We start from the raw sequence: 23,870 nt of genomic DNA on the forward strand, positions 1-23,870 counted from the left end.
AAGAGAATTGATATGAACGCGAAGACTACGAAAACTGCTTCAGTACCAGTAACGGTAAGTGCGAGTACCAAAAAAGACTTTAAAGCGGCTGTGATCCGTCACCTTCATTGCACCTTGGGTACGGACGAAAACAAAGCCAATAATTACGCCTGGTGGAAGGCGACTTGTGCTGCAATGCAAGAACAGGTGCTTGAGGGACTGCGCAAAACGCAGAAAACCCATTACATGAATGACACCCGCGCAGTACATTATTTTTCTGCGGAATTTCTAATGGGTCGCTTGTTATCAAACAATCTTCAAAACTTTGGCTTGTACGACGTTGCTAACGATGCGTTGAAAGAGTTAGGCATAGAACTCGCCGACGTTATGGAAGAAGAGCCCGACATGGCTCTGGGTAACGGTGGGTTAGGGCGTCTGGCTGCTTGCTTTATTGATTCTCTGGCAACCATGGAGCTTCCTGCTATTGGTTATGGTATTCATTACGAACACGGGTTGTTTCGCCAGGAAATACAAAACGGCGCGCAGATAGAGCGTCCAGACAGCTGGAGAGATTTCGGCAATCCGTGGGAAATTTGTCGTCCTGAATCCATTCAGCAAGTATCTCTGTACGGTTACGTTGAGACAAAATACGGTGAAAATGGTCGTATTCAAAAAGAGTGGCACCCTGGTTCAATTGTTAAAGGCGTACCCTGGGACATTCCTGTTGTGGGTTATGGCGGCAATACGGTAAATGTCTTGCGTTTGTGGAAGAGTGAATCCTCCCACTATTTTAACTGGGATGTATTTAACGCTGGTGGTTATGTTGATGCGCAGCGCGAAAACGTGCAGGCTGAAACTATCTCTAAGGTACTTTATCCTAATGATGAGACCGAAGCCGGAAAAGAGCTTCGTCTTATCCAGCAATACTTCTTCTGCAGTTGTTCATTAAAAGACATTATCCGTCGTTACAAGCGAGCGCACGGAGATGATTGGAGCAGGTTTGTCGATCAGGTTGTTATCCAACTTAACGATACACACCCGGCTATTGCGATTCCGGAATTGATGCGTATTTTGGTTGATAGAGCTGAGCTCGACTGGGATAGTGCATGGGGCATTTGTACGAAAGTTTTTGCATACACAAACCATACCTTGTTGCCCGAGGCACTGGAGAAATGGCCAGCCCGTATGCTTGAAAAGATTCTGCCCCGTCACCTGGAAATCATCTATGAAATCAACCACCGATTCATGGCTGAGGTTGATAAAAAATGGCCTGGCGATAATGCGAAAAAGATCAAATTATCTATTATCGAAGAAGGCAATGAGAAAATGGTGCGCATGGGTAACCTCTCGGTTATTGCATCCTTTGCTGTCAATGGTGTGGCCGAAATTCACTCTAAATTGGTAAAGCAGAATTTATTCCCTGAATTTGATGAGCTATGGCCTGGTAAGTTAACCAACGTTACTAACGGTATTACTCCTCGTCGTTGGTTGAAGGCCTGCAACCCTGCGTTGTCGAAGCTGATTGATAAGAAAATCGGTGAAGATTGGCCGACAGACCTTAAGAAGCTTGAAGGCCTGGCTAAATTTGCAGAGAACAAAACCTTCCAGAAACAATTTATGAAGGTCAAGCTTGAAAACAAGCGCCTGCTTGCTGAAGAGATCAAAAACTCGTTGGGAATTGATGTAGACGTTAATGCAATTTTTGACGTACAGATTAAACGGTTGCATGAGTACAAGCGTCAACATCTCAACTTGTTACATATCATGGCGTTATATCGCAGGTTGTTGGAAAACCCTGATTACGACATGCACCCGAGAGTATTTATTTTTGGGGCCAAGGCTGCACCGGGCTACAAGTTAGCCAAAGACATTATTTACGCCATCAATATGGTGGCCGATAAGATCAATAACGACAGCCGGGTGAATGACAAACTCAAAGTGGTATTTTTACCTAACTACCGGGTGTCATTAGCGGAGAAGATGATTCCAGCATCAGATTTATCTGAGCAAATAAGTACAGCGGGTAAAGAAGCATCGGGTACAGGAAATATGAAGCTGGCCCTTAATGGTGCGTTAACCATTGGTACTCTTGACGGTGCGAATATCGAAATTGCTGAAGAAGTTGGCGACGACAATATTTTCATTTTCGGACTGACCGTAGACGAAGTGCACGCCCTGAAGGAAGAAGGGTACAACCCTTATGACTATTACTATCGCGACGCTGAAATCAAAGCAGTACTGGATTGGCTGGAAACAGACTACTTCACGCCGGGTAAACCTGGTGCGCTGGTTTCAATTAAGCAAAGCTTACTTGATCACGGCGACCCGTACTTAGTTTTAGCCGATTTCCGTGCGTACTCTGATGCCCAACAACTTGTGGATCAGGCATATCGGGATAAAGAGCGCTGGGCGAAAATGGCTATTATTAATACGGCAAAAATGGGGAAATTTACCTCTGACCGGTCTATTTCTGATTACGTTGAGCGTATTTGGCAGTTGGATTCCTGCGCAGTGAAATAAGTCTGCGCAATCTTATGACCAGAGAGGTGTCCATGGACACCTCTTTTTTATGCCGTGTCGAAATAGTAAACCGGGATTTATAGCCAGGTATAGTTACCAATACGAAATAACCCTTGCTCAGTTCCCACAGCCGTGTTTTTATTAGGTTTACCGACATTAGCCGTTGTTTTAACGCCGGAAAATAAGATGAGTCGTTTACACAGAAGCCTGGCCACCATACCGAATCGCTACGCGTTTATCGATACCATCGATAAATGTGCATCCCGTTACGAGCAGTTCTCCTTGATGCTGATTGACGTGGTGCGCTTTTCTGATGTCACCACCAGCCTTGGTATCAAGGTCGCCGACCAATTTCTGCTGGAAATTGCAAATCGCATTATTTTGCTGTTTGACGATTCTGTTTATTTTGGGCGCATTAGTGGTGATGTCTTCGGTTTAGTGATTCCAAACCAAACTCAGAGCGGTGAGTTGCAAGCCAATTTTAATTATCTGGTCGAGCACTTCAAAACGCCAATGCACCATGAAAATCACGCTTTTATTGCAGATTTTAACGTGGGGGCTGTTGCTGGTAAGCAAGATGGATTTGAGTTAACTGCTTTTGTATCTAAGGCTGAGGCGGCCCTTAAACAGGCTAAAGAAAATAAATACGAAAACTTCCATTTGATGACTATGGAAGAAAAAGCCGAAACCGGGCGTAGTTTAGCGTTAAAGGCGGATCTGAAAAGAGCGCTATTGCAAAACGAACTCGAATTATACTTCCAGCCAAAAGTCGATTTACGGTCCTTGCAAATTGTCAGTGCTGAGTGCTTGCTTCGCTGGAATCATCCTCTTGATGGCGTGCTCTTTCCCGGCCCACTTATTGAGGCAGCTGAATCTTATAATATGATGAACGAGCTGGCTTACTGGACATTCGAGCAGGCTTTTTTAAGTATGAAACGTTTGAAGCAGCAGGGCGTTGACGTTTCCCTGTCTGTGAATATTTCACCCACACAACTATACGATAGCAAGCTCATACCTAACTTGACTCGCTTACGAGATAAGTACAACCTGCCGCTATCGAATTTCGAATTGGAATTAACGGAAGATGTAGCGCTATCCAACTCGTTAATGGTGAAAAAGCAATTACATCAACTCGGTGCGCTAGGCATTGAAATTGCGGTTGATGACTTCGGAAAAGGTTACTCTAATCTGGCTTATATCCGGGATCTGGATATAAACGTACTTAAAGTTGATAAAACTTTCGTAATGGAATTAACCGAAAACCCGGTAAACCGTGCCATTATCGAAGCTGCGAAAGTCATCGGCCAGGCAAAGAACTGCGAGGTAGTAGCAGAGGGCGTAGAGACAATAGAGCAATTGCATATACTTCGGGATATTGGCATACACACCGGGCAAGGCTATCTCTTTTCGCGGGCAGTGCCACTTTCAGCATTCGTGGAACTGGCGCGAGGGGAAGTGATGGTTGGAGGCTCTCCTTTACGCAGGATGCTAGTTTAACAAGTTCAGTATTTGTTTTTTCGACATAAGTCGATATGATCGGTTTTTATTTGCTGCCAAAACAGGACAATAATGCAAAGCCGACTGCTTGCCCATGGTGATTTTCTCAATCTTTCCCGTTTTTCTCCCGACCTTGTTCAATCGCAAACATTAAGTCTGACATCAGGCGTTACCGCAACCATTATCGGCCCTGGCATTGTGCAGTTCATGCCTGCTGCTGTGGATGACAAGAGTAAATTCATTGTGTTGTCTTGTGGGGTTCACGGCAACGAAACTGCACCCATAGAAATCTGTGATGATTTCGTCAAACAGATCTTTACCGGAGCCTTGAAACCGGTTCACCCCGTATTGTTCTTGTTCGGGAATTTACCTGCCATGGCCATCGCTGAGCGGTTTGTGGAAGAGAATATGAACCGTCTGTTCAGTGGCGCACACAGCCAGGGCGATGGAAAAGTTAATCCTGAACGCCTCCGCGCGAAACAGTTAGAAGATGCCGTCACAGATTTTTTTGCTATGTCTGGCGCAGATAATACCCGTTTACACTACGACCTTCACACCGCCATTAAAGAGTCTAAAAACGAAAAATTTGCGGTTTATCCATTTTTACACGGACAACCGTACAGCTTAGCGCAAATAGGGTTTCTTCAAGCCTGTGGTGTTAATACGATACTGTTGTCAGAGTCGCCTACTACCACATTCAGCTATTTTTCTTCCAAGCAGTGTGCAGCCCACGCTTTCACTGTAGAGTTAGGTAAGGTCAGACCATTTGGACAGAATGATATGTCTCGTTTTGAAGAGGCCAGGCATGCCTTAATGAGACTGATGAGTGAGCAGGATGTGGTGTATAGCGTGCAAAAAGATTCACTGGAATTGTTTCGAGTTAACCAGGTGATAAACAGGACACAAGAAGACTTTACCTTGCATTTCGATTCATCAACGCCAAATTTTGCAGGCTTCAGTAAGGGAGTTTGTTTGGCTCAGGATGGAGACAAATCGTTTGTGGCAGAATACGAGGGAGAAGCCATTGTGTTTCCGAATGCTAGTGTGGCGCTAGGTCAACGGGCATTGCTCACGGTTGTTCCTACTAAACTGGAGGATTTACATGTTTGAACTTGATCCCAGGCTCAACAATGATACGGTATTTATTACTGATTTACCCCTTTGCAGAGTTCTGTTGATGAATGACTCCCAATTTCCCTGGGTCATTCTGGTACCTAGGGTAAATGGCGCAACAGAGTTTACCGATTTAGACGACGAACAGATAGCCCAATATACCAGTGAATCCTTATTGTGCAGCGAAATTCTGTCGGTGCTTTATACGCCTGATAAGCTAAATATCGCTGCCTTGGGAAATATTGTTAAACAACTACACGTTCATCATGTAGCGCGTTTTGAAAGTGATGTCGCCTGGCCGGCACCTATTTGGGGAAGACAACCGGCGATACATTACGGAACTGAAGAACTTAATGACCATGTCAGTCGCCTTAAAGCGGCATTTATTACCAAGGAAAAACTATGACCTTAACCACTACACCTACAATTGAAGGAAAAACTATTGCTCAGTACCACGGCATTGTGGTGGGTGAAGCGGTGATGGGGGCAAACTTATTTAAAGATTTATTTGCGTCTATACGGGATATTGTTGGCGGGCGTTCAGGTTCTTACGAAGACGAATTAACCAAAGCCAGGAAGTTGGCGTTTTTTGAATTGGAACAGGAAGCCAGAGCCATGGGTGCTAATGCAGTGGTTGGTATTGATATTGATTATCAGGTTATTGGCGATAAAGGCAGTATGCTGATGGTGAGTATCGCAGGTACTGCCGTTCGAATAGCCGAGTAATAATAGAATGTGACGGGGTCAATCGTCCTCGTCGTCTTCCCACTTTCGCGGTTTAAACCCTTTTGGTACAGAAAACTTCGAAGAAGACTTCAACCACAATACATTACCGATAATGAACCCCATTGCCAATGCAATGATAAGAAGTACCCAACCAATACTCATTGTAAACCTTCATTTAATACGTAACGGTGAAACAGCTCATCCATACGATTAAGCACAGCGTCTTTGCCTTCCATGTCAGCACTGGAAATGGCGTTAGCCAGAGTGTCTACACTGCGTAGTTGTTCAAATGCCTTTGCGGTCTTTGCATGGCTTAGGTGCCACAGTTCCACAGAGACACCATTGTTGTCTTTCATAAAGGGGCGAAAGAAGCCAAACTTGTCAATATTGTCATTCAGCCATTGAGCCAATGAATAGCAAGGGCCACCTTGCCGATACTCTGCATCAACGAGATCAAAGCCTTGTCCACAAGCTTCCACGGCATGTTTATCATACACATCGATGTCAGTGCCCCAGTGATGACGACTTCCTCCCGGTAACGCCGACCAGGTTAGAATTGCGTCAATTTTGGCATCTTCATCCAACAGTTGGTGGTTCAGAGCATCCCCGTGCTTATCGAACAGGGTTGCTTCTCCACGCCACTTTTTATTCCAAATTTGCAACTGACGGTGGAAGTTGCGATAGCTGCTCACCAGCTGACAGTCGATGCCTTCCCGCTGGGCGGCGTGCTGCAACGCAAGCCAGTCTTCCATCACGTCCTGGTGTATCTCAAAACCATTGTCAAGAGAGGTAAGATAAGGGTTGTCTAAGCCTAACCAAGCGGTGTCCTGCATCATGCCAACAGCCTGACTAAGATACCGTAGTAGATATCCACGAGGATGTCTAAATCACGCATTTTGACGCACTCATCTATTTTATGGATAGTGGCATTAACCGGTCCTAATTCAATAACCTGAGCACCTGTAGGCGCAATAAAACGACCATCTGACGTACCGCCAGCGGTAGAAAGTTTGGTTTCATACCCTGTTGCCTTTTCAATCGCATACTGTGTAGCTTCAACCAAATCGCCTTTATCAGTGAGAAACGGCTGACCATTAAATGTCCATTTTATGTCATAGTCCAAGCCGTGCTTGTCTAATATGGTGGTGGTCCGCTCAATCAATTGTTTGTCGGTTACTTCTGTAGAGAAACGGAAATTGAAACATACCTGGCAAGAGCCCGGAATAACGTTGCCTGCGCCTGTGCCTGCGTGAATGTTAGATATTTGAAAACTCGTTGGAGGGAACGACGCGTTGCCATTATCCCAGTGAGTCTGGCTTAGCTCTGCCAGCGCAGGAGCGCCATCGTGAACCGGGTTTTTGGCGAGGTGAGGGTAGGCAACGTGACCTTGCACTCCTTTTATTGTCAAATCGCCTGTAAGCGAGCCCCGTCGTCCGTTTTTGACAATATCACCCACTTGTTCAGTAGAAGAAGGTTCTCCAACGAGACACCAGGTGATTTTTTCATTACGGGCTTCAAGGGTGTCGATCACGCGGGTGGTACCGTTGATAAACGGCCCTTCTTCATCACTTGTGATGAGATAAGCAATGCTGCCTTTGTGGTTAGGGTGATCGGCAACGAAACGGCGGGTAGCAACCATCATCGCCGCTAAACTCCCTTTCATGTCAGCCGCACCACGACCGTGTAAATAACCTGCTTTTTCCGTGGCTTCAAAAGGAGGGGTCTGCCAGGCGTCTTCTGGACCGCTTGGTACGACATCCGTGTGGCCTGCAAAACAAAATACAGGGCCTTGGGTACCGCGACGTGACCACAAATTGGTAGTGTCTTCAAACACCATGGTTTCGTGGGTAAACCCAGACTCGCTGAGCCAGTCCTGCATGTATTCCTGGCAGCCTGCATCTTCTGGTGTAACGGAACGTCGGTTGATAAGATTCTTGGCTACGTCGATAACGTCACTCATCAGCAAAAATTTCCTCATACTGCGCCGGTTTAAACGCCAGGTGATAACTATTGTCGTGAATAAGCACAGGACGCTTGATCATTGCGGGATTGGCCAAAAGCAGTGCAAGGGCTTTTCGTTCATCGAGGTTCGTTTTGTCTGCCTCAGGTAATTGGCGAAAGGTCGTCCCTCTATTGTTTAGCAGGTTTTCCCACCCTAGTTGAGAGGCCGTTTGTTTTAGCCATTCTTCACTTAACCCGTCTTTGCGATAGTCGTGGAAGGTATAAGAGATATTGTGTTGCTCAAGCCACTTTTTGGCTTTTTTAATGGTATCGCAATTACTGATACCATAAAGGGTAGTACTCATAGATATACATTTGCTTAGCTTTTACGTGCAGCCAGTCTAGCTTTGTTAACCGAGGGATGCAAAGCCTGGCACGGGCAAACTTCTTTTCACAGCGGTGAAAGACCAAAAAAGTGAAATCGCGCTGCGACAAACGTAATTTAAAGATAAACGTAGACGAGGGGGTCGACACCCGCGGTGACGTTCTGCAATGGCGTTTTTTTCAAGCCCGCGCATTTTTCTCCGTTGACCATAGCCAAGGCTCCGGCGGTTGAAATGTTGTTTTGTTTCATCCAGTTCAATTGGTAACGGAAGATCGGTTCGCCTGCTTTGAGCGTTTGACCTTCACGACATAAAAACTCGCACTTTTCACCCATTAACGTGCGATTAGATAAATTCAGACTTATCCACAATTTCAGGCCAAAAGGTGTTTTGAGCGTGACTTCGTACCCATTGCGAGGCAGAGAAATCACGGTAGCGTTAATGGGTGCAACTAACGTATGCCCGGCGACGTGAAAGAAACAAGCTGGCCCCCAGAGCCCTTTGGTCGCTAACGGCGCGTTAATTTCACCAGGCTCGGCCAATGTGCCGTTCACAGGTGCGGTGAGTATTATCTCCCGCTTTGCATTTGGCGGGCGTTGATTTATCCATGGCATGGCAGGCAACCTAATCAATTATTGTGTAGCCGTCTTCTCTTAACGCAGTAACGGCATCATCCAGCTTGTCGGCCTTCACTAAAAAGAAGTCAGTGTCAAAAGTGGAGACGATGAACATGCTCACCTTTGCTTTTGCCAGTACTGATCCCAGGTTAGCCATAATGCCTACCATCGACAGAGCCAGAGGCCCCAGTAATTCCAGTGCGCGCCAGCCTTTATCTGATTCCAGAGAAACGAGGTTTATGGCGCTGGGTACTACAATTGAAAGCGTGTCTTCAGTTTTGCCAATAAAGAATAAACGACTGTTTAAAACTTGTGCTGGAATAGCACTGTGAGGGTCAAATGCGTGGATGGTAAATTCTTCGTTGATAATCGCCAGAGTTTGTTTGCTCATTGATTTTACGTTTGGTGGTGAGTAGGTAAATTCTAAATGATTATAGAAAAGACTTCACCCTGTGTTATCCACTTTATCTGTGGATAAGTTTGTTGAGTAGTGTGTGTTAAAGTTGTAGGTTGCTGTTAAATATGAATTAATTTAATAGGTCAAACATTGTTCAGTGGATAACATTGGTATTTTTAGATGCATTTTCCACAGGCTATGTCTACCTTTTAAATAAAAAAATTTGGAAAAATGAGAAATTTCTTTACTCTGTAAACCTTGACACATTAATTGAAAGATGGAACGACAATGAGCAATTCAAATGAAACCTGGCGTGATCTTACCGTTGCTAATGCCGATGAGCTGAGTGAATTCTATCAGGATGTACTTGGCTGGGAAAAAGAACCTGTCGACATGAACGGCTATCACGATTACATCATGAAAGATGCCACAGGGAATGTTATGGGGGGAATTTGTCATCGGCAAGGCGCTAATGCTGATGTGCCGGGCGGCTGGATCACGTATTTTACGGTATCTGATTTTGATGAAGCCTTGCACAAAGCTAAAGAGAAGGGGGCAACGGTAATGGGCGAAGTAAGACAACACGGGAATGCGCAGTTTGTTTATATTACCGATCCGTCCGGCGCTTGTTTTGCTTTATATGGAGAGTGTTCATGACAAAGCGCAGATGCGCTGGTAGAGTAAAGGTTTGACCATAAGGTAAAGGACTATCCATTGACCGCGCCGCTGAATATTTACGCTGGCCCAGGCGCGCTGGCGACACTTAAAAAGCACGGCTTTTATCCTCTGTTATTCAATTATTTTCTGGGCGCGTCCGGTGGTCCTAAGTGGTTCGTGCTTGCCGGGCTCGACCGCGTGTTGTTTCCCGAGTGGTTTAATAACAGAGGTGGACAGGTACAGGTGATAGGTTCTTCCGCAGGGGCGTTCAGAGCGGCTTGCGCCGTTCAAAGTGATCCTTTAAAAGCGATTAATGCCCTCGCCAAACATTATTCTGAGACAGTTTATTCTGCAAAACCATCAGCAAATGAAATTACCTGTAAGGCACGTAGTCTCATTTCCGCTGTTATGGGCTCAGATGGTGTGATGGATGTTCTTAATAATCCGCGCTTTAAAGCTCAAATATTTGTATCTCGTTGCTATCACGCCATGGCTAGCCGGGGACGGTTTACCCAGATGCATGGTCTTGCCATGAGCGCTGCGGCTAATGCTGTAAGCCGAAAAGCCCTGGGGACGTTTTATTCCCGTCATATTTTTTCTGCGCCAGGCAGTGATTTTGAAATAAATGATCCGTACAACCTCAAGACTGAAATTTCCGAGTTGTGTTTTGTCAATGTCAAAGAAGTACTTCTTGCCTCTGGCTCAATACCATTAGTGCTTGAAGGGGTGGAAAATATATTGGAAGCGCCCAAGGGAATGTACCGTGATGGCGGCATTGTGGATTATCACTTTGATCTGTCATTCGGACCAAAGGAGGGGCTAGTGTTATATCCACACTTTTACCCAACGCCCGTTCCTGGCTGGTTTGATAAGGGCATAAGACGGCGATTACCTCATGCCAGTAGCTACAATAATGTGGTTATGCTTGTTCCCTCCAGCGAATTCGTTGCGTCCTTGCCTTATGGTAAAATTCCAGACAGGAATGATTTTAAAAAACTGGATGCCGCTACACGAATTAAATATTGGCAGCAGGTGTTAGAAGAAACAGATCGGTTAGGTGAATACTTCATGGAGATCACAGCCAACGGCACTATTATGGACAAAATACAGCCTCTTCCATTTAAGTTAGTGCCAGATTTACCCGGTTGATTAATCGTTTTTCTCACACTGAGCGCCGGGACGCAGATTTTTCAGGGTCGAAAGGACTTTTCAAGGATAGCTGTCAGCCGGTATAATTCGCAAAAACAGAATAGAATAAAACGTCGTTGTTTGTCGTGACAACTGCGGACATCATAAAATAATCCTTTCGACAATTTCCTACATTCTTAATTGTGTCAATATCAATGCTTCCGCCATGGTTAAATCCAGGTGAGCTATTGCTGTTGTGTTAAATCTTGCAATAACCTGAAAGGTAGTTATGACAGTTATAAATACTGCACAAACGCGGTCACATTTTTGGCCGATATTTATTATGGCGATGGGGTCGTTTATTCTTGGGCTTACTGAGTTCTCGTCCATGTCCATGTTGCCTCTCATTGCTGAATCCTTGAGTATCACACCATCAGAAGCCGGTAATGCCATAAGTGGGTATGCAATAGGTGTGGTTATCGGTGCGCCATTATTTATGTTGCTCACCAATAGAACGAACCGTCGTACATCGTTAATTCTATTTGCCTCAATGATGTGTATCGCTAATGCGTTTAGTGCTATTGCAACTTCATTACCAGAGCTGGTTTTTTATCGGGTGCTAAGCGGGTTGCCCCACGGAGCCTACTTTGGCACAGCGTTGCTGATTGCCTCTGAAATGGCCCCTAAGGGTAAACGCGCTAGTTATATGTCTAAGGTTTTTGCTGGGTTAACCATTGCAACCATCGTCGGCGTACCCATGGCAACCTTGATAGGACAAAATATCAGTTGGCGCGTGTGTATGGGTATTGTTGCCGTAATGGCCTTTATCGCCACTTTTCTCATTTACTTCATTGTACCAAGTAGCCCAATTAAAACTCCCACACGGCTTAAAGAAGAATTTGGCGTATTAAAGAACAAGCTCATCTGGTCTATTTCCGGCATTATTTTTATCGGTTTTGGTGGCGTGTTTTGTATTTATACCTACCTTGCAGACACAATCCTTAACGTAACTGAAGCGCCAGAGGTAACAATTTCAATCGCTATGATGATGTTCGGTGTGGGTACGACCATTGGCAATTTGGTGTGCGGTAAATTGGCTGATCATTCGCCCCTGGCTACCACCGGTATTGCACTCTTGTGTAGCATTGGCATTTCAATACTCTACGTCTTTGCTGCGCACAATATTTACCTGGTGTATATCAGCGTATTTTGTTTAGGAGCAAGCGTAGGGTTGGCTGCGGTAATTCAGTCTATGTTGCTTGACGTATCCCCCACAGGCCACGCGATGATTGGTGCGTTAGTTCAATGCGCGTTTAATACTGCAAACGCTATTGGCCCACTGCTGGGCGGCGTGGTGTTAACCTCTGGTGGCAGCTTCAATATGACGGGTTATGCTTCAGCATTACTGTTCCTTGGAGGATTTGTAATGTGGGCATTGAGTTATGCACAAATCCGAAACCGCAACGACGTTGCCCTGCAGGTTGCCTCTTAAAGGTGGCCTGCACGCACCAAGCTGAGCAAAACTTATTCGTTTAAACGGTTTATGTCAAAAACTGCTTGCACCCCATGATAGGCGCGGCTATTATACGCGCCGTTCTCAGCAATCGCTGATTACATCTCAATGCGTCTATAGCTCAGTTGGTTAGAGCGCTACCTTGACATGGTAGAGGTCCCCTGTTCGAGTCAGGGTAGACGCACCATTTTTTTCTAAAGCCGCCATATCTCATCGTTGTTTGCCTCTCTTAATTCATTCTTGAAATAGCTTCCTGTTTTATCAAATAATTTCCTGTATTCCTTTTTTTACTGCGGTTTCCATATTAAGAATAAATAACATTGTGGTTTACTCAGTGCGTCATGTTTTGTCGCATAGTTGTTTCATGCTTACAAAACGTTAGTTGTACAAAAGTAAGCACATGCAAAACATTAGAACTGAACAAATTAATATTCACGTTATTGGCATAGGAGGCTGTGGTGGTAATGCTGTCAGCAACATGGCCAGTCTTTGCTCACATGAAAATATCAGGTTTAGCTCTGTTAACACCGATATCGCCGCTTTACATAGATGTACAAATCATGAAGTGGTATTGATAGGTGAAGCGACAACAAAGGGTTATGGCGCTGGGGCTGACCCGGATGTAGCAAGCAATGCTGCCATTCAGAGTAAAGATGCCTTAACGACATTAATAAAAGATGCTGACCTTATTATCATTATCGCTGGCCTGGGAGGTGGCACTGGAAGCGGTGCAACGCCAATCCTAATTGACTTAGCAAAAGAGAGCGACATCGATGTGATGTGTTTTGTTACGCTTCCTTTCAAAGCCGAGGGAGGCAAGCGAAGCGACATTGCTAGAAACGCACTCGAAACAATACGAAGCAAAGCGAACGCTACACTCGTAATGTCTAACGATTCATTGCTTTCTGCACTAGATGAAACCGTAGGGCTTCTCTCTGCATTTCGTCATTGTGACACGCAAATGCACAGAATTGTCGAAGCTATTATCGTAATGCTTACGAATACGGGTTATATCAACGTCGACATTAATGATTTCAGTCACATTCTGTCTCTAGAAGGGGATACTGCGTTAGGAGTGGGTATTGCTGAAGATGACAGTTCATTAAGCGCAGCATTAAAACATGCTTTGGAAAACCCATTAGTAGACAAGCAAAACATAATTGGGGCGCAGGGCGTTATTGCGCAGCTTACGTGCAAAGAAGAGCCTAGCTTAGCAATGTATGAAGAAATGCTAGCGACACTCCAATCTTTAGTTGATGGCCCTCAAACTCTTATTATTACAGGCGTAACCTTATCGCCAGAATTACCGCACTTTGGTGAAGTCTTAGTTATCGCCACAGGTGTGCCTTCTGAGGCCCAAAACTTCGAACAGGAGAAAAATGTGATATCCATGAAGCAGGTATCTATATCAACATCATCAAAAAAGGATTCAGCATACCTGGATATCCCTGCTTTTGTGAGGTTGCAGGGTAGGGAGTTTAGCTAATCATTAAACATCTGCTTGTTTCGCACAGATTATTCCTGATAAGCGAAGTACAACTTTTCAGAAAGTTCGCTGAAATACTGCCTCAGTTTTTGAGGGGCGATGACCTCTATGTTGTCGCCCAAGCCTCTCAGAAATGCTCGTAATTTATTAGTATCTTTAACAGTCGCAGTCAGCAGAGATTTATCTGTCTGAATAGATTGCGTAATGACTTGGTCGTTACTCAGTCTGTAGCCGTGAAGTAAAAATAGAGAATTATTTTTAACCAATAGCTTAAGCTGAATGTCTTCTTTGTTGTTAGCTGACAAGGTTTGAATATTTTCCTGTTCACCAAATTCTTGCTGGCAGTCTTCATCCGTCACGGTAACGTTTCTAATAAATTGTAAAGGCAATGCGTATCGCCTTGTGTGTAACGATCCAAAAGTGCATACAAAGAGTTGCCTGCCATCTTGTTTAACCAACCCCATAGGGTTAACTTTTTCGTAATGCTTCCAAACCATTTCGTTTCCACCACTGAAAATACGCTTAATATCTGCAGAGATTTGTTTTTTAAAAAATATTGCACTTTTTAATCGTTCAAACGAAGCAGCATCTATTTCTGGGGGGATGAGCGGCTGCGTAACGTGCGAATCGGCCACCGATCTTAGCCAGTTTGTAAGTAAAGAATCACTATCTTGCTCTAAGACCTGGCTCGCTTTTGCAAAATAAGGCTGCATTTCTTTAAGTGTAGAATTTGGTAGTGTGGCACCTGATTGTTCAAGCACCTTAAATGCAAGTGCAGTATTGCCGTCCATTAAGCTTAAATTGAGTTTCTTAAAGTTAGCGTTTATAAACCAGCCGTAGGGTTTTGAGCGCTTATCAACGTCTAACCCAAATAGTCCAATATTTTCTAGGCTGACTAAGTCCCGCTGCACCGTGCGCATATCGATGTTGTGGTGACCGCAGTTTTGTAGATTTTCAAAAATTTGTCGGCTAGATACCTTTCTAGGTGCAGAAGGCACAAATTGAAGAATGTCGAGCTTGCGTTGAAATGCACTCATTGGGGCGAACTGGCTTTTGCGATTATGACTTCACCATAGCATAGAGATAGCATGCGACAAAAATTGTCGCATGCTAAATTCTGGCAGTGTCTAAAACTGTGCTAACTCACCAAGCCATTTTTTTCTGATTACAAAAATATCTTCTGAAGTAAAGTTATATGGTTTCGATGGTCCAGGGTTTCTAGAGCTGTCAATAGTAAGCTCATAAAGTGGAATGATACTTTTTTCGTTATCGGAATCGAGCATATGTAAGCCTTTGTCAGAAACCTTCTTAACAACTGACCAATGGCCTCCCATCTGATGGTCGTAGCCGACAATGCAAACGCAGTTTTGTGCATTATCCGCTTGAGCTATCTGCTCAAGTACTTGTTTTCTATTACGTGACGTGTCGTTCAACCAATACGGAATAGAAAATTCAAATTCATAAAGTTCTTGGGTTTTTTCGTGGTACATATCGAAATGAGAATTGAGATAGTCTAGCACTCGGCTTAGCGTATTCTTAATGGTCCCCCGCCTTGTACCATTAAAATAACTCATATAATCGCCATCTCTTAGGAATGCGGCCAATACTTGACTGAAAAGTTCAGGCTTATCAAGGCTGGGCTCAAGTGCGTGGATAGCGTTAACAATGGCATAGAAGCCGCAGGCACCATCTAGCTCTCCTTGTTTGGCTGGTTTTATTCTTTGTAAGCTCATAAGTACACATCCTTATTTCGATAGAAAGCTGACTTTAATTGTATATGTAGTGGCATAGTGAATGGTTTTCGCCTAACAGCATCGTTCTCCTAGTTCATATCTTTGTATGGATACTGGCTGGCCAAATATGTTTTGTAATCTGGTTAAGCTTGTGTACCGGTATACAAACCAGACTATCAGTATGTTTATGTAATTATTATCACCAATAAATTTAATCAGTTTCAATATATTTTTGGTAATTAAGGCAAAGGTAATTTTTAAAACTAAAAGTCAGCGTTAGATGCGGTGCGCTAGCGCCGACTTTATTTTTGCAAAAAACAATAAGGCAGTATGCCGTTCGAAGCGCTAGTTACAGCGTTTTCCCGCCTTTCACTGATGTTTTGGGCTTGTTTCGTTATAACGAGAGCGTCACTGCGATGGGACAGTGATCACTTAATCGATGGGCGTCTTCGTTATAATTACCCTCAAATACAAGCTGTTCGAAGGAATTGTCGATAAAAAGGGATTTTGCATTTGGGTCGAGCACAATGTGGTCAATATAGTCTTTGTAGTAACCACCCCAACACGCTGAATTCTTGGTTAATGTTGGGCTCCACATGGCCTCAGCGCCTTCATCATCGATGGCCTGCCATAACCCGGATGCTTCAGAATGTTTGTTAGCAATGTCCTGGACAAACCGGCGATTAAAGTCGCCGAGTACAGCAAAAGGTATTCCTTCTTTTGCGCGGGCATCTATCCATGCTTCAAGTGGTTCGATTTGTTTGTTCAGTAAATCGCACGCGTTTTTTTCTCTTTCTTGTTTTTCTTCTTTTGACGGCATGGCGTCAATACTCGTTTCATCAAGAGGCTTTTCAAAACATCCTGACTTGAGATGCACACTCAATAAGCGGAATTGTTTATCCTCTCTACTCAATGTGACATCCATACCGTAGCGCACCCGGCCTACATCCAGCGCTTGATATTCTAACGCTTTGATATCGAAACCTGCGGATTTACGCACAGCAACGCCGACACGTTGAAACCAATCTTTCGAAGAAACATAAACATCATAGTTATCGCCCAGTGCTTTTTGCGTTAATGCGACAGATTCTACTTCCTGTAAGGCGATTACATCAGCGTTAAGTTGCTGAGTATAGTTACGCAGTTCCTGATAATCTTTGTCTGTACGAACGTTGTTTTCATGGTCGCTTAGCCATTGAATATTCCATGTTGCAATTTTCAATTCTTGTGCGAAAGCGCCGGCGTTAAATAACATGCATAAAATTACAAAAAACCGAATCACTCTGTCATCCTATCGATAGTTTGGGCAAGACAAAGGTAACACGGTTAGTTTGTCTTTTACGCCAAACTTTTTCTTATGATCAAAGGTTTTTTAAGTCTTATTTCACATTTTTTCAAATAATCTGTGAGATTTCTCTCCCGTCAGCGAATCATTAGAAAACTACATTTTTTAACGACAGGGTTTTGCAATGGGGAAGGGCATCGCGCAGATTCACTATCAATAGTTTGCAGAATGGAATTCAACGTTAATTAATAGGGCGTCCTGTAGGTTATGGATAAATGCAACAACCGGTTAAGAAAAGTGAAATGAACGCAAATAAGCATGGGCTGTATTCAGAGATCATAGAAAAGCACAAGGGCATTGTGTTCAAAGTCACCCGTGCCTACTGTAAGAATGCGTTTGATCAGGAAGATTTGGCGCAAGAAATTTTTGCTCAGCTTTGGCGCTCTTTAGATACGTACAACGAAGCATTCAAAGTGACTACGTGGATGTATCGTGTGGCTCTTAACGTTGCCATTTCTTTTTACAGAAAAGAGAAGTCAATTACTTACAAGCATGTGGAAATGGAAGACAGGCTGCTCAGTTATGACATGGAAACAGAAAACGAACATGCACAAAGTCTGAGGCAATTATATGGTTTTATTAACACTCTAAACGACATAGATAAAGCGGTGTTATTAATGTATTTGGATGGTGAAGAACAGTCAGAAATTGCAGCAAATTTAGCAATATCGCTATCAAATGTATCTACAAAAATTAGTCGGATAAAGCAAAAGTTCAAGCAAAACGCAGAGTAAAAAAGGTAAGGGTGGAATTAATTATGAATTTACAAGAAATGCAAACAATTTGGCAGCAACACAGTGAAAAGCTGGATGAGTTTATAAGCCTGAATAAGGCGTTACTGGAAGAGAAAAAAGTAGCCCGTCAAAGCAGTGAGCTAAATAAACTTGTTTTGATAGCCGGCATTGAAGGTGTTTTATTTTTTTCCATTGTCGTTTGTTTGGGCAACTACATGGCGTCGTCCTGGGCATTTACGGCACCTGTGGTGTCGGCCTTTATACTGAATATATTTGCAATAGTTGGCTTAATCGCGAGTATTGGGCAGATAGTGTTACTAAGGAAAATCGACTTCTCAAAATCGGTTAAAGAAACGCTTTCCGGGCTTATCGCTGTTCGAACACACAATCTGAACACCTTCAAACTCATAATGCTCTCTGCTCCTTTTTACATGGCGTATGTATTTATTGGTTATGACGTTTTTATTGGCGTTGACCTTTTTTCACTCATGCCTGCAGGAATAAAAGTCATGTTCTTTGTGTTTGCCATGTTATTTGCGGGGCTGGTTGCAGTCTTATTTGTAAAACTTAAACCCGAAAATAGAGACAATAGAATCATCAACTGGCTTTACAAAGAGGTTGCAGGTCACAGGTTAACGCATTTGCTGGACGAGTTTGAACATTTGCAAAGCTCCAAAGAGTGAAGCCGAGAAAGTCGCGTTGACACTTTGCTTGGTACGGGATGTACTTGATGTAAGCGCTCGCGCGAAACTTGAGCGATAAAAATTATTTGCACTATACTTAAAGGGTTGTTCGACGTTTTTTTCACGTCACGTCAGTTCATACATTGCACTTTTTTACAACGTCTTCAGTACAAACGGGTAGGGATGTCAGATAAAGCCCAGCGGGAGTGCTATGAAACTACAGAGATCGAAAGTAGATGTGACATTCGAAAGTCACGATATCGCCGAGACGCGCTTTGTTGAGCTTATAAGTGCCTTACCTAAAGTGTCTGTTCAGGGTTACGATAAAAGCCGAAGGGTTATTTACTGGAATCATTCCAGCGAGCGTATTTACGGTTTTACTGAGCAGGAAGCGCTTGGTCAGAAACTGGAAGATCTCATCATACCCGAGTTCATGCGTGCAGAAGTAATTAGACTGCATACGCAATGGCTTGAAACGGGTGAGCCAATTCCCTCTGAGGAGCTCGTATTAGTGCGTAAAAACGGCGCTCCGGCTCATGTTTTTTCGTCCCATGTGATGTTGAAGCAAGATACCGATGCACCAGAAATGTTTTGTGTAGACGTTGATCTCAGCGAGCAAATTGCCATTCGAACCGAGCTGGAACGTATGGCCTTAACAGATCTACTCACGAACCTGCCAAACCGCCGTCATCTCAATAGCTTTCTGCAGGATATTATTACCCGTGCAAAAGAATCACAGCAACAGTTTGCTATTTTTTTCATCGATCTGGATATGTTTAAAGAGGTGAACGATACCCTGGGTCACACGTGGGGCGACGCTTTACTCGCAGGTGTGGCTAAACGGCTGATTGAGTGCTTGTCGGGTAACGGTGAGCTTACTCGCTTTGGGGGGGATGAATTTGTTCTGGTATTGCCCGTTATTGAAAATGATAGCCAGATAAAAACGATGGCCGAACGTTTGATAGGGTGTTTTAAAACGGGCTTTTTATTGGGAAATGAAAATGTCCGCATTACTGCCAGTATGGGTATTAGTGTTTTTCCCCGGGATGGTGATGATGTGGTAGATTTGTTGAAAAACGCCGATAACGCCATGTATCAAGCCAAACTTGAAGGAAGAAATCGGTATAGTTTTTTCACCTCTGCGCTAAGTCAGCGGTTGCTTCATCAACGATCTATTGCTACTAAATTACACGACGCAGTCGTTAACAATGAACTGAGGCTTTTTTATCAGCCGCAAATTAATTTATCTACCGGGCAAATCTCAGCATGTGAAGCGCTTCTTCGCTGGTATCCTCGCGGGGAAGACGTTCCGGTACCGCCAGACGTATTCATTCCTATCGCCGAACGCACTGATTTGATAAAGCGGGTCGGCAATTGGGTGCTTGAACAAGCTTGTCAGCAATCTCAAAAATGGCAACAAAAGGGGTTGTCAGTGCGAATTGATATCAATGTCTCCGGACGGGAGTTAGAAGATGTTGAGTTTTTTTCAATTCTGAACGCATGTCGCAAATCATACGGTTTAGCACCAAAAGATATAGGCATTGAGCTTACTGAAAATGTCCTTATTCAGTCGCAACCTGAAATTTTAGAAGGGTTGACGTTAGAACGACAAAAAGGCGCGGAAATATCCATCGACGACTTTGGTACTGGTTATTCTTCTCTCAGCTATTTGAAGCAATTCCCGGTGAGTAAGTTAAAAATCGATCGTTCGTTTCTCAAAGACGCGCCGGAGAACGACTTTGATGGTGCACTGATGGAAGCCATTATTAATGTGGGACACAAACTTAACTTAGCCATTGTAGCCGAAGGTGTTGAAACCCACGAGCAAGCGTCTTACTGCAATAATCTGAAAGTGGAATACGCCCAAGGGTACCTTTTTTCCAAACCTGTTTCTGCTGCTGAGATGGAAGCCTTGTTGCAAAAACACGACTATCTCGAATTACCTACCTGACAAAATTTAAACGAATGTCAGCTTACTTTACAATTTACGCTTTCAACATAATACTTCTTATGTAAATGCATGAATGCTTGCTCTTTTTCATGATGGCTCTATACTTGCAGGTTAATGAAATGTAAATGAATTGTATAATGAGAACAAGCTATGAAGTGTAAAAAATCACTAGCAATATTGGCTGTGGCAATGGGCTTTCAAGCGCATGCGGCATTAGTTGATGTACCTTATTCAGGCTTTTTCGATGAAGCGTCAGTCATTGCTGAGGACGGATTACCGGCAGGCGACTTCGATACTATTGGTGGAATAGATGATGTGGCCAATTTCAAATTAGTTGAGGGAGCTAATGAATTTGTAGGTTCAGTATGGGGCCCGACCGATAATGCCGATGTATTTACAGTAGAAATAATGTCAGGTTACGTGCTTACCAGCGCCACTATTCTGTGGGGCACGAATCTACCCGGAATTGGTTTTACATTCCCACCAGTTACAGGCTATCTGCAGCAAAATACCTTCGGTGCAACTGCTGCGACCTGGTATTTTGAAGAAAGTAGTACCACACCGGAGGTGTTCACTGTCTCTGGCCTTGAAGGCACACAGTTTGGTGAAGCAATGCAAAGTGCAAGTTCACCAGCCCTTTCAGTGATGGACGGCGTGTATTCTAGTTTGCTGGACGCGACAGGCACGTGCGCACAAACATATGTGCCTGATCCCAATGGCGTGGGCATTGTTGCTCAGTGTATGGAAGGCATCGACTATAAGATGACGTATAACGTTGAGGCGCTGCCAGGAAATCCTGTAGGTGTACCCGAGCCGACCACGTTGGGTTTAATAAGTTTGTCGTTATTAGCTATGGTCAGATTCTGCAAACGTTGAACCGACAGTGGGGAAAAAAAGCGCATTGGCGCTTTTTTTACACTTAAATAAAAACCATTGTTAACCCAAGTCTATTTACAGCGTAAAATTTAGGTTTTACTAAACGGACAACATCCCCCTTGTTTAAAAAACATATCATTATTTTGTTGCTAGTTACTTGCTCCCTATTCGGTGCACTGATATTTCCTGCATTCGCGGATCAACCGTTTCCTTACTCTGACGAGGGTTTCAGATATTCAGGTAGAATTGCTTATGAGAATAACAGTGCTTTACTTACCTGGCCCGGCAGTAGTATCCATTTTGCCTTCACCGGGACTACGCTAAAGCTCGATTTAGAGGATACTTCAGGCCAGAACTATTTTAATGTTATTTTTAATGGTCAAGATGAGTATCCTTATGTACTGCACTTACAAAAAGGGCGACATGTTTACGATCTCAGTCATTTTATTGACCGCAAAGAAAACCAGGTTACAATTTTTAAAAGAACCGAAGGCGAGGAAGGTGGAACGTATTTTCACGGTGTGAAAGTTGGTGATTCTCAACTATTGCTGCCGGCCTCTAAGCCCTCTGACAAGCGTATTCTCTTCTATGGTGATTCGATTACCGTTGGCATGGGAAACGAAGCTGCGTATAACGACCCTGATAATAAACCCGCTGATAAGAACCACTATCTATCCTATGCGTCTATAACAGCTCGCAAGCTGAATGCAGAACACCATGCTATCGCTAAAAGTGGCATAGGATTTATGGTGAGTTGGTTTGATTTCATCATGCCGGATTATTACGACCAGCTCACAGGAGAAAACAACAACAGCTCTCGTTGGAATTTTGATGATTGGCAACCTGACGTGGTGGTAGTTAATCTTGGACAAAACGATCGATGGTTAATTGAGAACGAGAAGCGACTTCAAGCGCAGCCCAGTGATATTCAGCAAGCGTATGAGGCCTTTTTGGTAAAACTTATGTCTCACCACCCGAATGCTCTATTCGTTTGCGCAATAGGCAGTATGGACGCAGCAAAAACGGCCAGATGGCCTAACTATATTGCTGATGCAGTTGCCTCGATTAAAGCCTCTTCCAAAAATAACAAAGAGAATGCGCGTCTACACACCTTCGTTTTTGATTTCACCGGTTATACTGCACACCCACGGGTAAAGCAACATCATGACAATGCAACAGCATTAAGCCATTTTATTGCTGAAAAAATGCAATGGGCCGTCAAAGAGTGAGTGGGGCTATTACCGGCTGGTACGTTTGGTCTTTGTCGGCCCACAGAATTGAGTTCTTACTTTGCTGTGACAATGAATCAAGGGTAAGGCTCGCACATAGCATCGCCACTAGAAAAAGCGGCGACGCCAGTTTACTTAGTTTCTGTTCAAATACCAGTTGGCAATTTGCTCTCGTTCTGCGTCTGTCATGCCGGTTTTATTCATAAACGGCATATCTTTACTTACGGCTGTACGACGGTATATTTGTCCTGAATAGCGCTCAATATCCTGCCAGGAATCAAATTTTACGCCCAACGGCGCAACTTTAAAGATGTCATCCGTTGGTACTGTGGCGTGACAACCTGTGCAATGGGTGTTAACGAGTTGATGAACCTGTTGGTCTGTCGTAATTGCTGATGGGGTAGCTTCCGCCACGGGCGCTTGTGCGCCAGGCTGTTCTGAAACAGGTGTTCCTGTACTAGCCGGCATTGACACCCAAATGGCCAAGAGCAACATACCTATAGCGCCTGAAACGAGAATGACAGGTTTCTTCACGCCTTGGTGTTTTAGATTGAAGTAGTGTCTTATCCAAGCTGACAAGGCCATGATCGCAATCAGCACCAGCCAGTTTTGAGGGTGTTGATAGGTCATGGGGTAGTGGTTACTGATCATGATAAACAAGATGGGCAGTGTCAGATAATTATTGTGCACTGAACGCAGTTTTGCGCTGGCGCCCCAGGAAGGGTCAATACTCTCTTTAGCAGCTACAGCGGCAACCATTTTACGCTGGTTCGGCATAATATTTAAAAATACGTTAGCCACCATAATTGTGCCCACGAGTGCGCCAACGTGAATGTAAGCCCCTCGTCCGCTAAACAGTTGAGCACTTAGCCAGCTCACAAAACAAATAAGTGCCACCAAGAACACAGCGAATAAACGGGGCGACTTGCTCAATGGACTGCGGCATGCCAATTCATATAATGCCAGTCCACCGAATATTATCCCCAAGCCAGATAAAACGGCAGTCTGAGGCGAAATGGCATTCACTGTTGGGTCGATTAAATATGCAGAAGCACCAAAGTAATACACAATGACTAGGAGGGCAAAACCACTTAACCAGGTACTATACGCTTCCCATTTGAACCAATGCAATGTGGAGGGCATGGTTTCAGGGCCATAGGCATACTTGGCGACTTCGTAAAAACCACCACCGTGGATAGCCCACAAATCACCTTTTATGCCCTTTTTTTGTTTCCACTCCGGCGGCGTACGCAAACTGTTATCTAACCAGATAAAATAGAACGAGGCACCAATCCAGGCCACGCCAGCAATGACATGGAACCATCTTACAAATAGTGAAAGCCAGTCTAAACCCTGCATCTG

At 44.1% G+C, this 23,870-nt stretch carries 24 protein-coding genes and 1 tRNA gene; 15 read left to right on the top strand and 10 right to left on the bottom strand.

Going from position 1 to position 23,870, the window contains the following annotated elements:
• Window positions 1-12: 12 nt before the first annotated feature.
• From ACXACM_RS11895 to ACXACM_RS11915, 5 genes are all read left to right on the top strand, one after another.
• Window positions 13-2,499, top strand: a complete 2,487-nt coding sequence (locus tag ACXACM_RS11895) for a glycogen/starch/alpha-glucan phosphorylase (protein WP_474821942.1) — start codon at window positions 13-15, stop codon at window positions 2,497-2,499.
• Window positions 2,500-2,685: 186 nt separating this feature from the next.
• Complete coding sequence (locus ACXACM_RS11900) at window positions 2,686-3,996, top strand: putative bifunctional diguanylate cyclase/phosphodiesterase (RefSeq protein WP_474821943.1); 1,311 nt, start codon at window positions 2,686-2,688, stop codon at window positions 3,994-3,996.
• A 72-nt stretch (window positions 3,997-4,068) separates the two neighbouring features.
• Complete coding sequence (astE, locus tag ACXACM_RS11905; RefSeq protein WP_474821945.1) at window positions 4,069-5,106, top strand: succinylglutamate desuccinylase; 1,038 nt, start codon at window positions 4,069-4,071, stop codon at window positions 5,104-5,106.
• Complete coding sequence (locus ACXACM_RS11910) at window positions 5,099-5,515, top strand: HIT domain-containing protein (RefSeq protein ID WP_474821946.1); 417 nt, start codon at window positions 5,099-5,101, stop codon at window positions 5,513-5,515. The genes astE and ACXACM_RS11910 overlap by 8 nt, the downstream gene beginning before the upstream one ends.
• A complete protein-coding gene (locus ACXACM_RS11915) occupies window positions 5,512-5,835 on the top strand; it encodes a heavy metal-binding domain-containing protein (protein ID WP_474821947.1) in 324 nt (107 codons plus the stop codon). Before ACXACM_RS11910 ends, ACXACM_RS11915 begins: the two co-directional genes overlap by 4 nt.
• A gap of 18 nt (window positions 5,836-5,853) precedes the next feature.
• Here the strand turns inward: ACXACM_RS11915 and ACXACM_RS11920 are convergent, their stop codons facing one another.
• The 6 genes from ACXACM_RS11920 to ACXACM_RS11945 all read right to left on the bottom strand — a co-directional run bounded on the left by ACXACM_RS11920 (window position 5,854) and on the right by ACXACM_RS11945 (window position 9,167).
• Complete coding sequence (locus ACXACM_RS11920) at window positions 5,854-5,997, bottom strand: DUF2897 family protein (protein ID WP_474821949.1); 144 nt, start codon at window positions 5,995-5,997, stop codon at window positions 5,854-5,856.
• Window positions 5,994-6,671, bottom strand: a complete 678-nt coding sequence (locus ACXACM_RS11925) for a M15 family metallopeptidase (RefSeq protein WP_474821950.1) — start codon at window positions 6,669-6,671, stop codon at window positions 5,994-5,996. Before ACXACM_RS11925 ends, ACXACM_RS11920 begins: the two co-directional genes overlap by 4 nt.
• Entirely contained in the window at window positions 6,668-7,795 is a 1,128-nt protein-coding gene (gene dapE / locus ACXACM_RS11930) for a succinyl-diaminopimelate desuccinylase (protein WP_474821951.1), read from the bottom strand. The genes ACXACM_RS11925 and dapE overlap by 4 nt, the downstream gene beginning before the upstream one ends.
• Window positions 7,788-8,141 carry an ArsC family reductase gene (locus ACXACM_RS11935; RefSeq protein ID WP_474821952.1) on the bottom strand — a complete coding sequence of 118 codons (354 nt, stop codon included), beginning with the start codon at window positions 8,139-8,141 and terminating at the stop codon, window positions 7,788-7,790. The genes dapE and ACXACM_RS11935 overlap by 8 nt, the downstream gene beginning before the upstream one ends.
• A gap of 137 nt (window positions 8,142-8,278) precedes the next feature.
• Window positions 8,279-8,773, bottom strand: a complete 495-nt coding sequence (locus ACXACM_RS11940; protein ID WP_474821954.1) for a PTS glucose transporter subunit IIA — start codon at window positions 8,771-8,773, stop codon at window positions 8,279-8,281.
• A gap of 10 nt (window positions 8,774-8,783) precedes the next feature.
• On the bottom strand, window positions 8,784-9,167 hold the full coding sequence (locus ACXACM_RS11945) for an ACT domain-containing protein (RefSeq protein WP_474821955.1): 384 nt from the start codon (window positions 9,165-9,167) through the stop codon (window positions 8,784-8,786).
• 294 nt (window positions 9,168-9,461) lie between these two features.
• Here ACXACM_RS11945 and ACXACM_RS11950 point away from each other — a divergent pair, with 294 nt between their 5' ends.
• The 5 genes from ACXACM_RS11950 (at window position 9,462) to ACXACM_RS11970 (ending at window position 13,957) form a co-directional block, all read left to right on the top strand.
• Complete coding sequence (locus ACXACM_RS11950) at window positions 9,462-9,830, top strand: VOC family protein (RefSeq protein ID WP_474821956.1); 369 nt, start codon at window positions 9,462-9,464, stop codon at window positions 9,828-9,830.
• 57 nt (window positions 9,831-9,887) lie between these two features.
• Complete coding sequence (locus tag ACXACM_RS11955; protein WP_474821958.1) at window positions 9,888-10,979, top strand: patatin-like phospholipase family protein; 1,092 nt, start codon at window positions 9,888-9,890, stop codon at window positions 10,977-10,979.
• Window positions 10,980-11,247: 268 nt separating this feature from the next.
• Window positions 11,248-12,450 (top strand): MFS transporter, encoded by a 1,203-nt coding sequence (locus tag ACXACM_RS11960; RefSeq protein WP_474821960.1) that lies wholly within the window; start codon window positions 11,248-11,250, stop codon window positions 12,448-12,450.
• A 131-nt stretch (window positions 12,451-12,581) separates the two neighbouring features.
• Window positions 12,582-12,658: transfer RNA gene (locus ACXACM_RS11965), tRNA-Val, on the top strand.
• 213 nt (window positions 12,659-12,871) lie between these two features.
• The gene (locus ACXACM_RS11970; RefSeq protein WP_474821961.1) at window positions 12,872-13,957 is read left to right on the top strand and encodes a cell division protein FtsZ; all 1,086 of its coding nucleotides are present in this window, start codon (window positions 12,872-12,874) and stop codon (window positions 13,955-13,957) included.
• 29 nt (window positions 13,958-13,986) lie between these two features.
• Here ACXACM_RS11970 and ACXACM_RS11975 read toward each other — a convergent pair whose 3' ends face one another.
• From ACXACM_RS11975 to ACXACM_RS11985, 3 genes are all read right to left on the bottom strand, one after another.
• A complete protein-coding gene (locus ACXACM_RS11975) occupies window positions 13,987-14,994 on the bottom strand; it encodes a helix-turn-helix transcriptional regulator (RefSeq protein WP_474821962.1) in 1,008 nt (335 codons plus the stop codon).
• A gap of 90 nt (window positions 14,995-15,084) precedes the next feature.
• Window positions 15,085-15,690: a hypothetical protein gene (locus ACXACM_RS11980; RefSeq protein ID WP_474821964.1), complete on the bottom strand. Its 606-nt coding sequence runs from the start codon at window positions 15,688-15,690 to the stop codon at window positions 15,085-15,087.
• A 394-nt stretch (window positions 15,691-16,084) separates the two neighbouring features.
• Window positions 16,085-16,972, bottom strand: coding sequence for an endonuclease/exonuclease/phosphatase family protein (locus tag ACXACM_RS11985; RefSeq protein WP_474821965.1), 888 nt, complete (start codon window positions 16,970-16,972; stop codon window positions 16,085-16,087).
• 278 nt (window positions 16,973-17,250) lie between these two features.
• Between ACXACM_RS11985 and ACXACM_RS11990 the strand changes: the two genes are divergently transcribed.
• From ACXACM_RS11990 to ACXACM_RS12010, 5 genes are all read left to right on the top strand, one after another.
• Window positions 17,251-17,769, top strand: coding sequence for an RNA polymerase sigma factor (locus ACXACM_RS11990; protein ID WP_474821966.1), 519 nt, complete (start codon window positions 17,251-17,253; stop codon window positions 17,767-17,769).
• A 23-nt stretch (window positions 17,770-17,792) separates the two neighbouring features.
• Window positions 17,793-18,452 carry a hypothetical protein gene (locus ACXACM_RS11995; RefSeq protein WP_474821967.1) on the top strand — a complete coding sequence of 220 codons (660 nt, stop codon included), beginning with the start codon at window positions 17,793-17,795 and terminating at the stop codon, window positions 18,450-18,452.
• 211 nt (window positions 18,453-18,663) lie between these two features.
• Complete coding sequence (locus ACXACM_RS12000; protein ID WP_474821969.1) at window positions 18,664-20,403, top strand: putative bifunctional diguanylate cyclase/phosphodiesterase; 1,740 nt, start codon at window positions 18,664-18,666, stop codon at window positions 20,401-20,403.
• A gap of 150 nt (window positions 20,404-20,553) precedes the next feature.
• On the top strand, window positions 20,554-21,279 hold the full coding sequence (locus ACXACM_RS12005; RefSeq protein WP_474821970.1) for a PEP-CTERM sorting domain-containing protein: 726 nt from the start codon (window positions 20,554-20,556) through the stop codon (window positions 21,277-21,279).
• A 119-nt stretch (window positions 21,280-21,398) separates the two neighbouring features.
• Window positions 21,399-22,508, top strand: a complete 1,110-nt coding sequence (locus ACXACM_RS12010; protein ID WP_474821971.1) for a GDSL-type esterase/lipase family protein — start codon at window positions 21,399-21,401, stop codon at window positions 22,506-22,508.
• A gap of 135 nt (window positions 22,509-22,643) precedes the next feature.
• On the opposite strand, the gene ACXACM_RS12015 is transcribed toward ACXACM_RS12010, so the two are convergent.
• Window positions 22,644-23,867 carry a urate hydroxylase PuuD gene (locus ACXACM_RS12015; protein WP_474821972.1) on the bottom strand — a complete coding sequence of 408 codons (1,224 nt, stop codon included), beginning with the start codon at window positions 23,865-23,867 and terminating at the stop codon, window positions 22,644-22,646.
• Window positions 23,868-23,870 lie beyond the last annotated feature (3 nt).

It is taken from the genome of Alteromonas sp. AWQ4_252, from assembly GCF_056158205.1.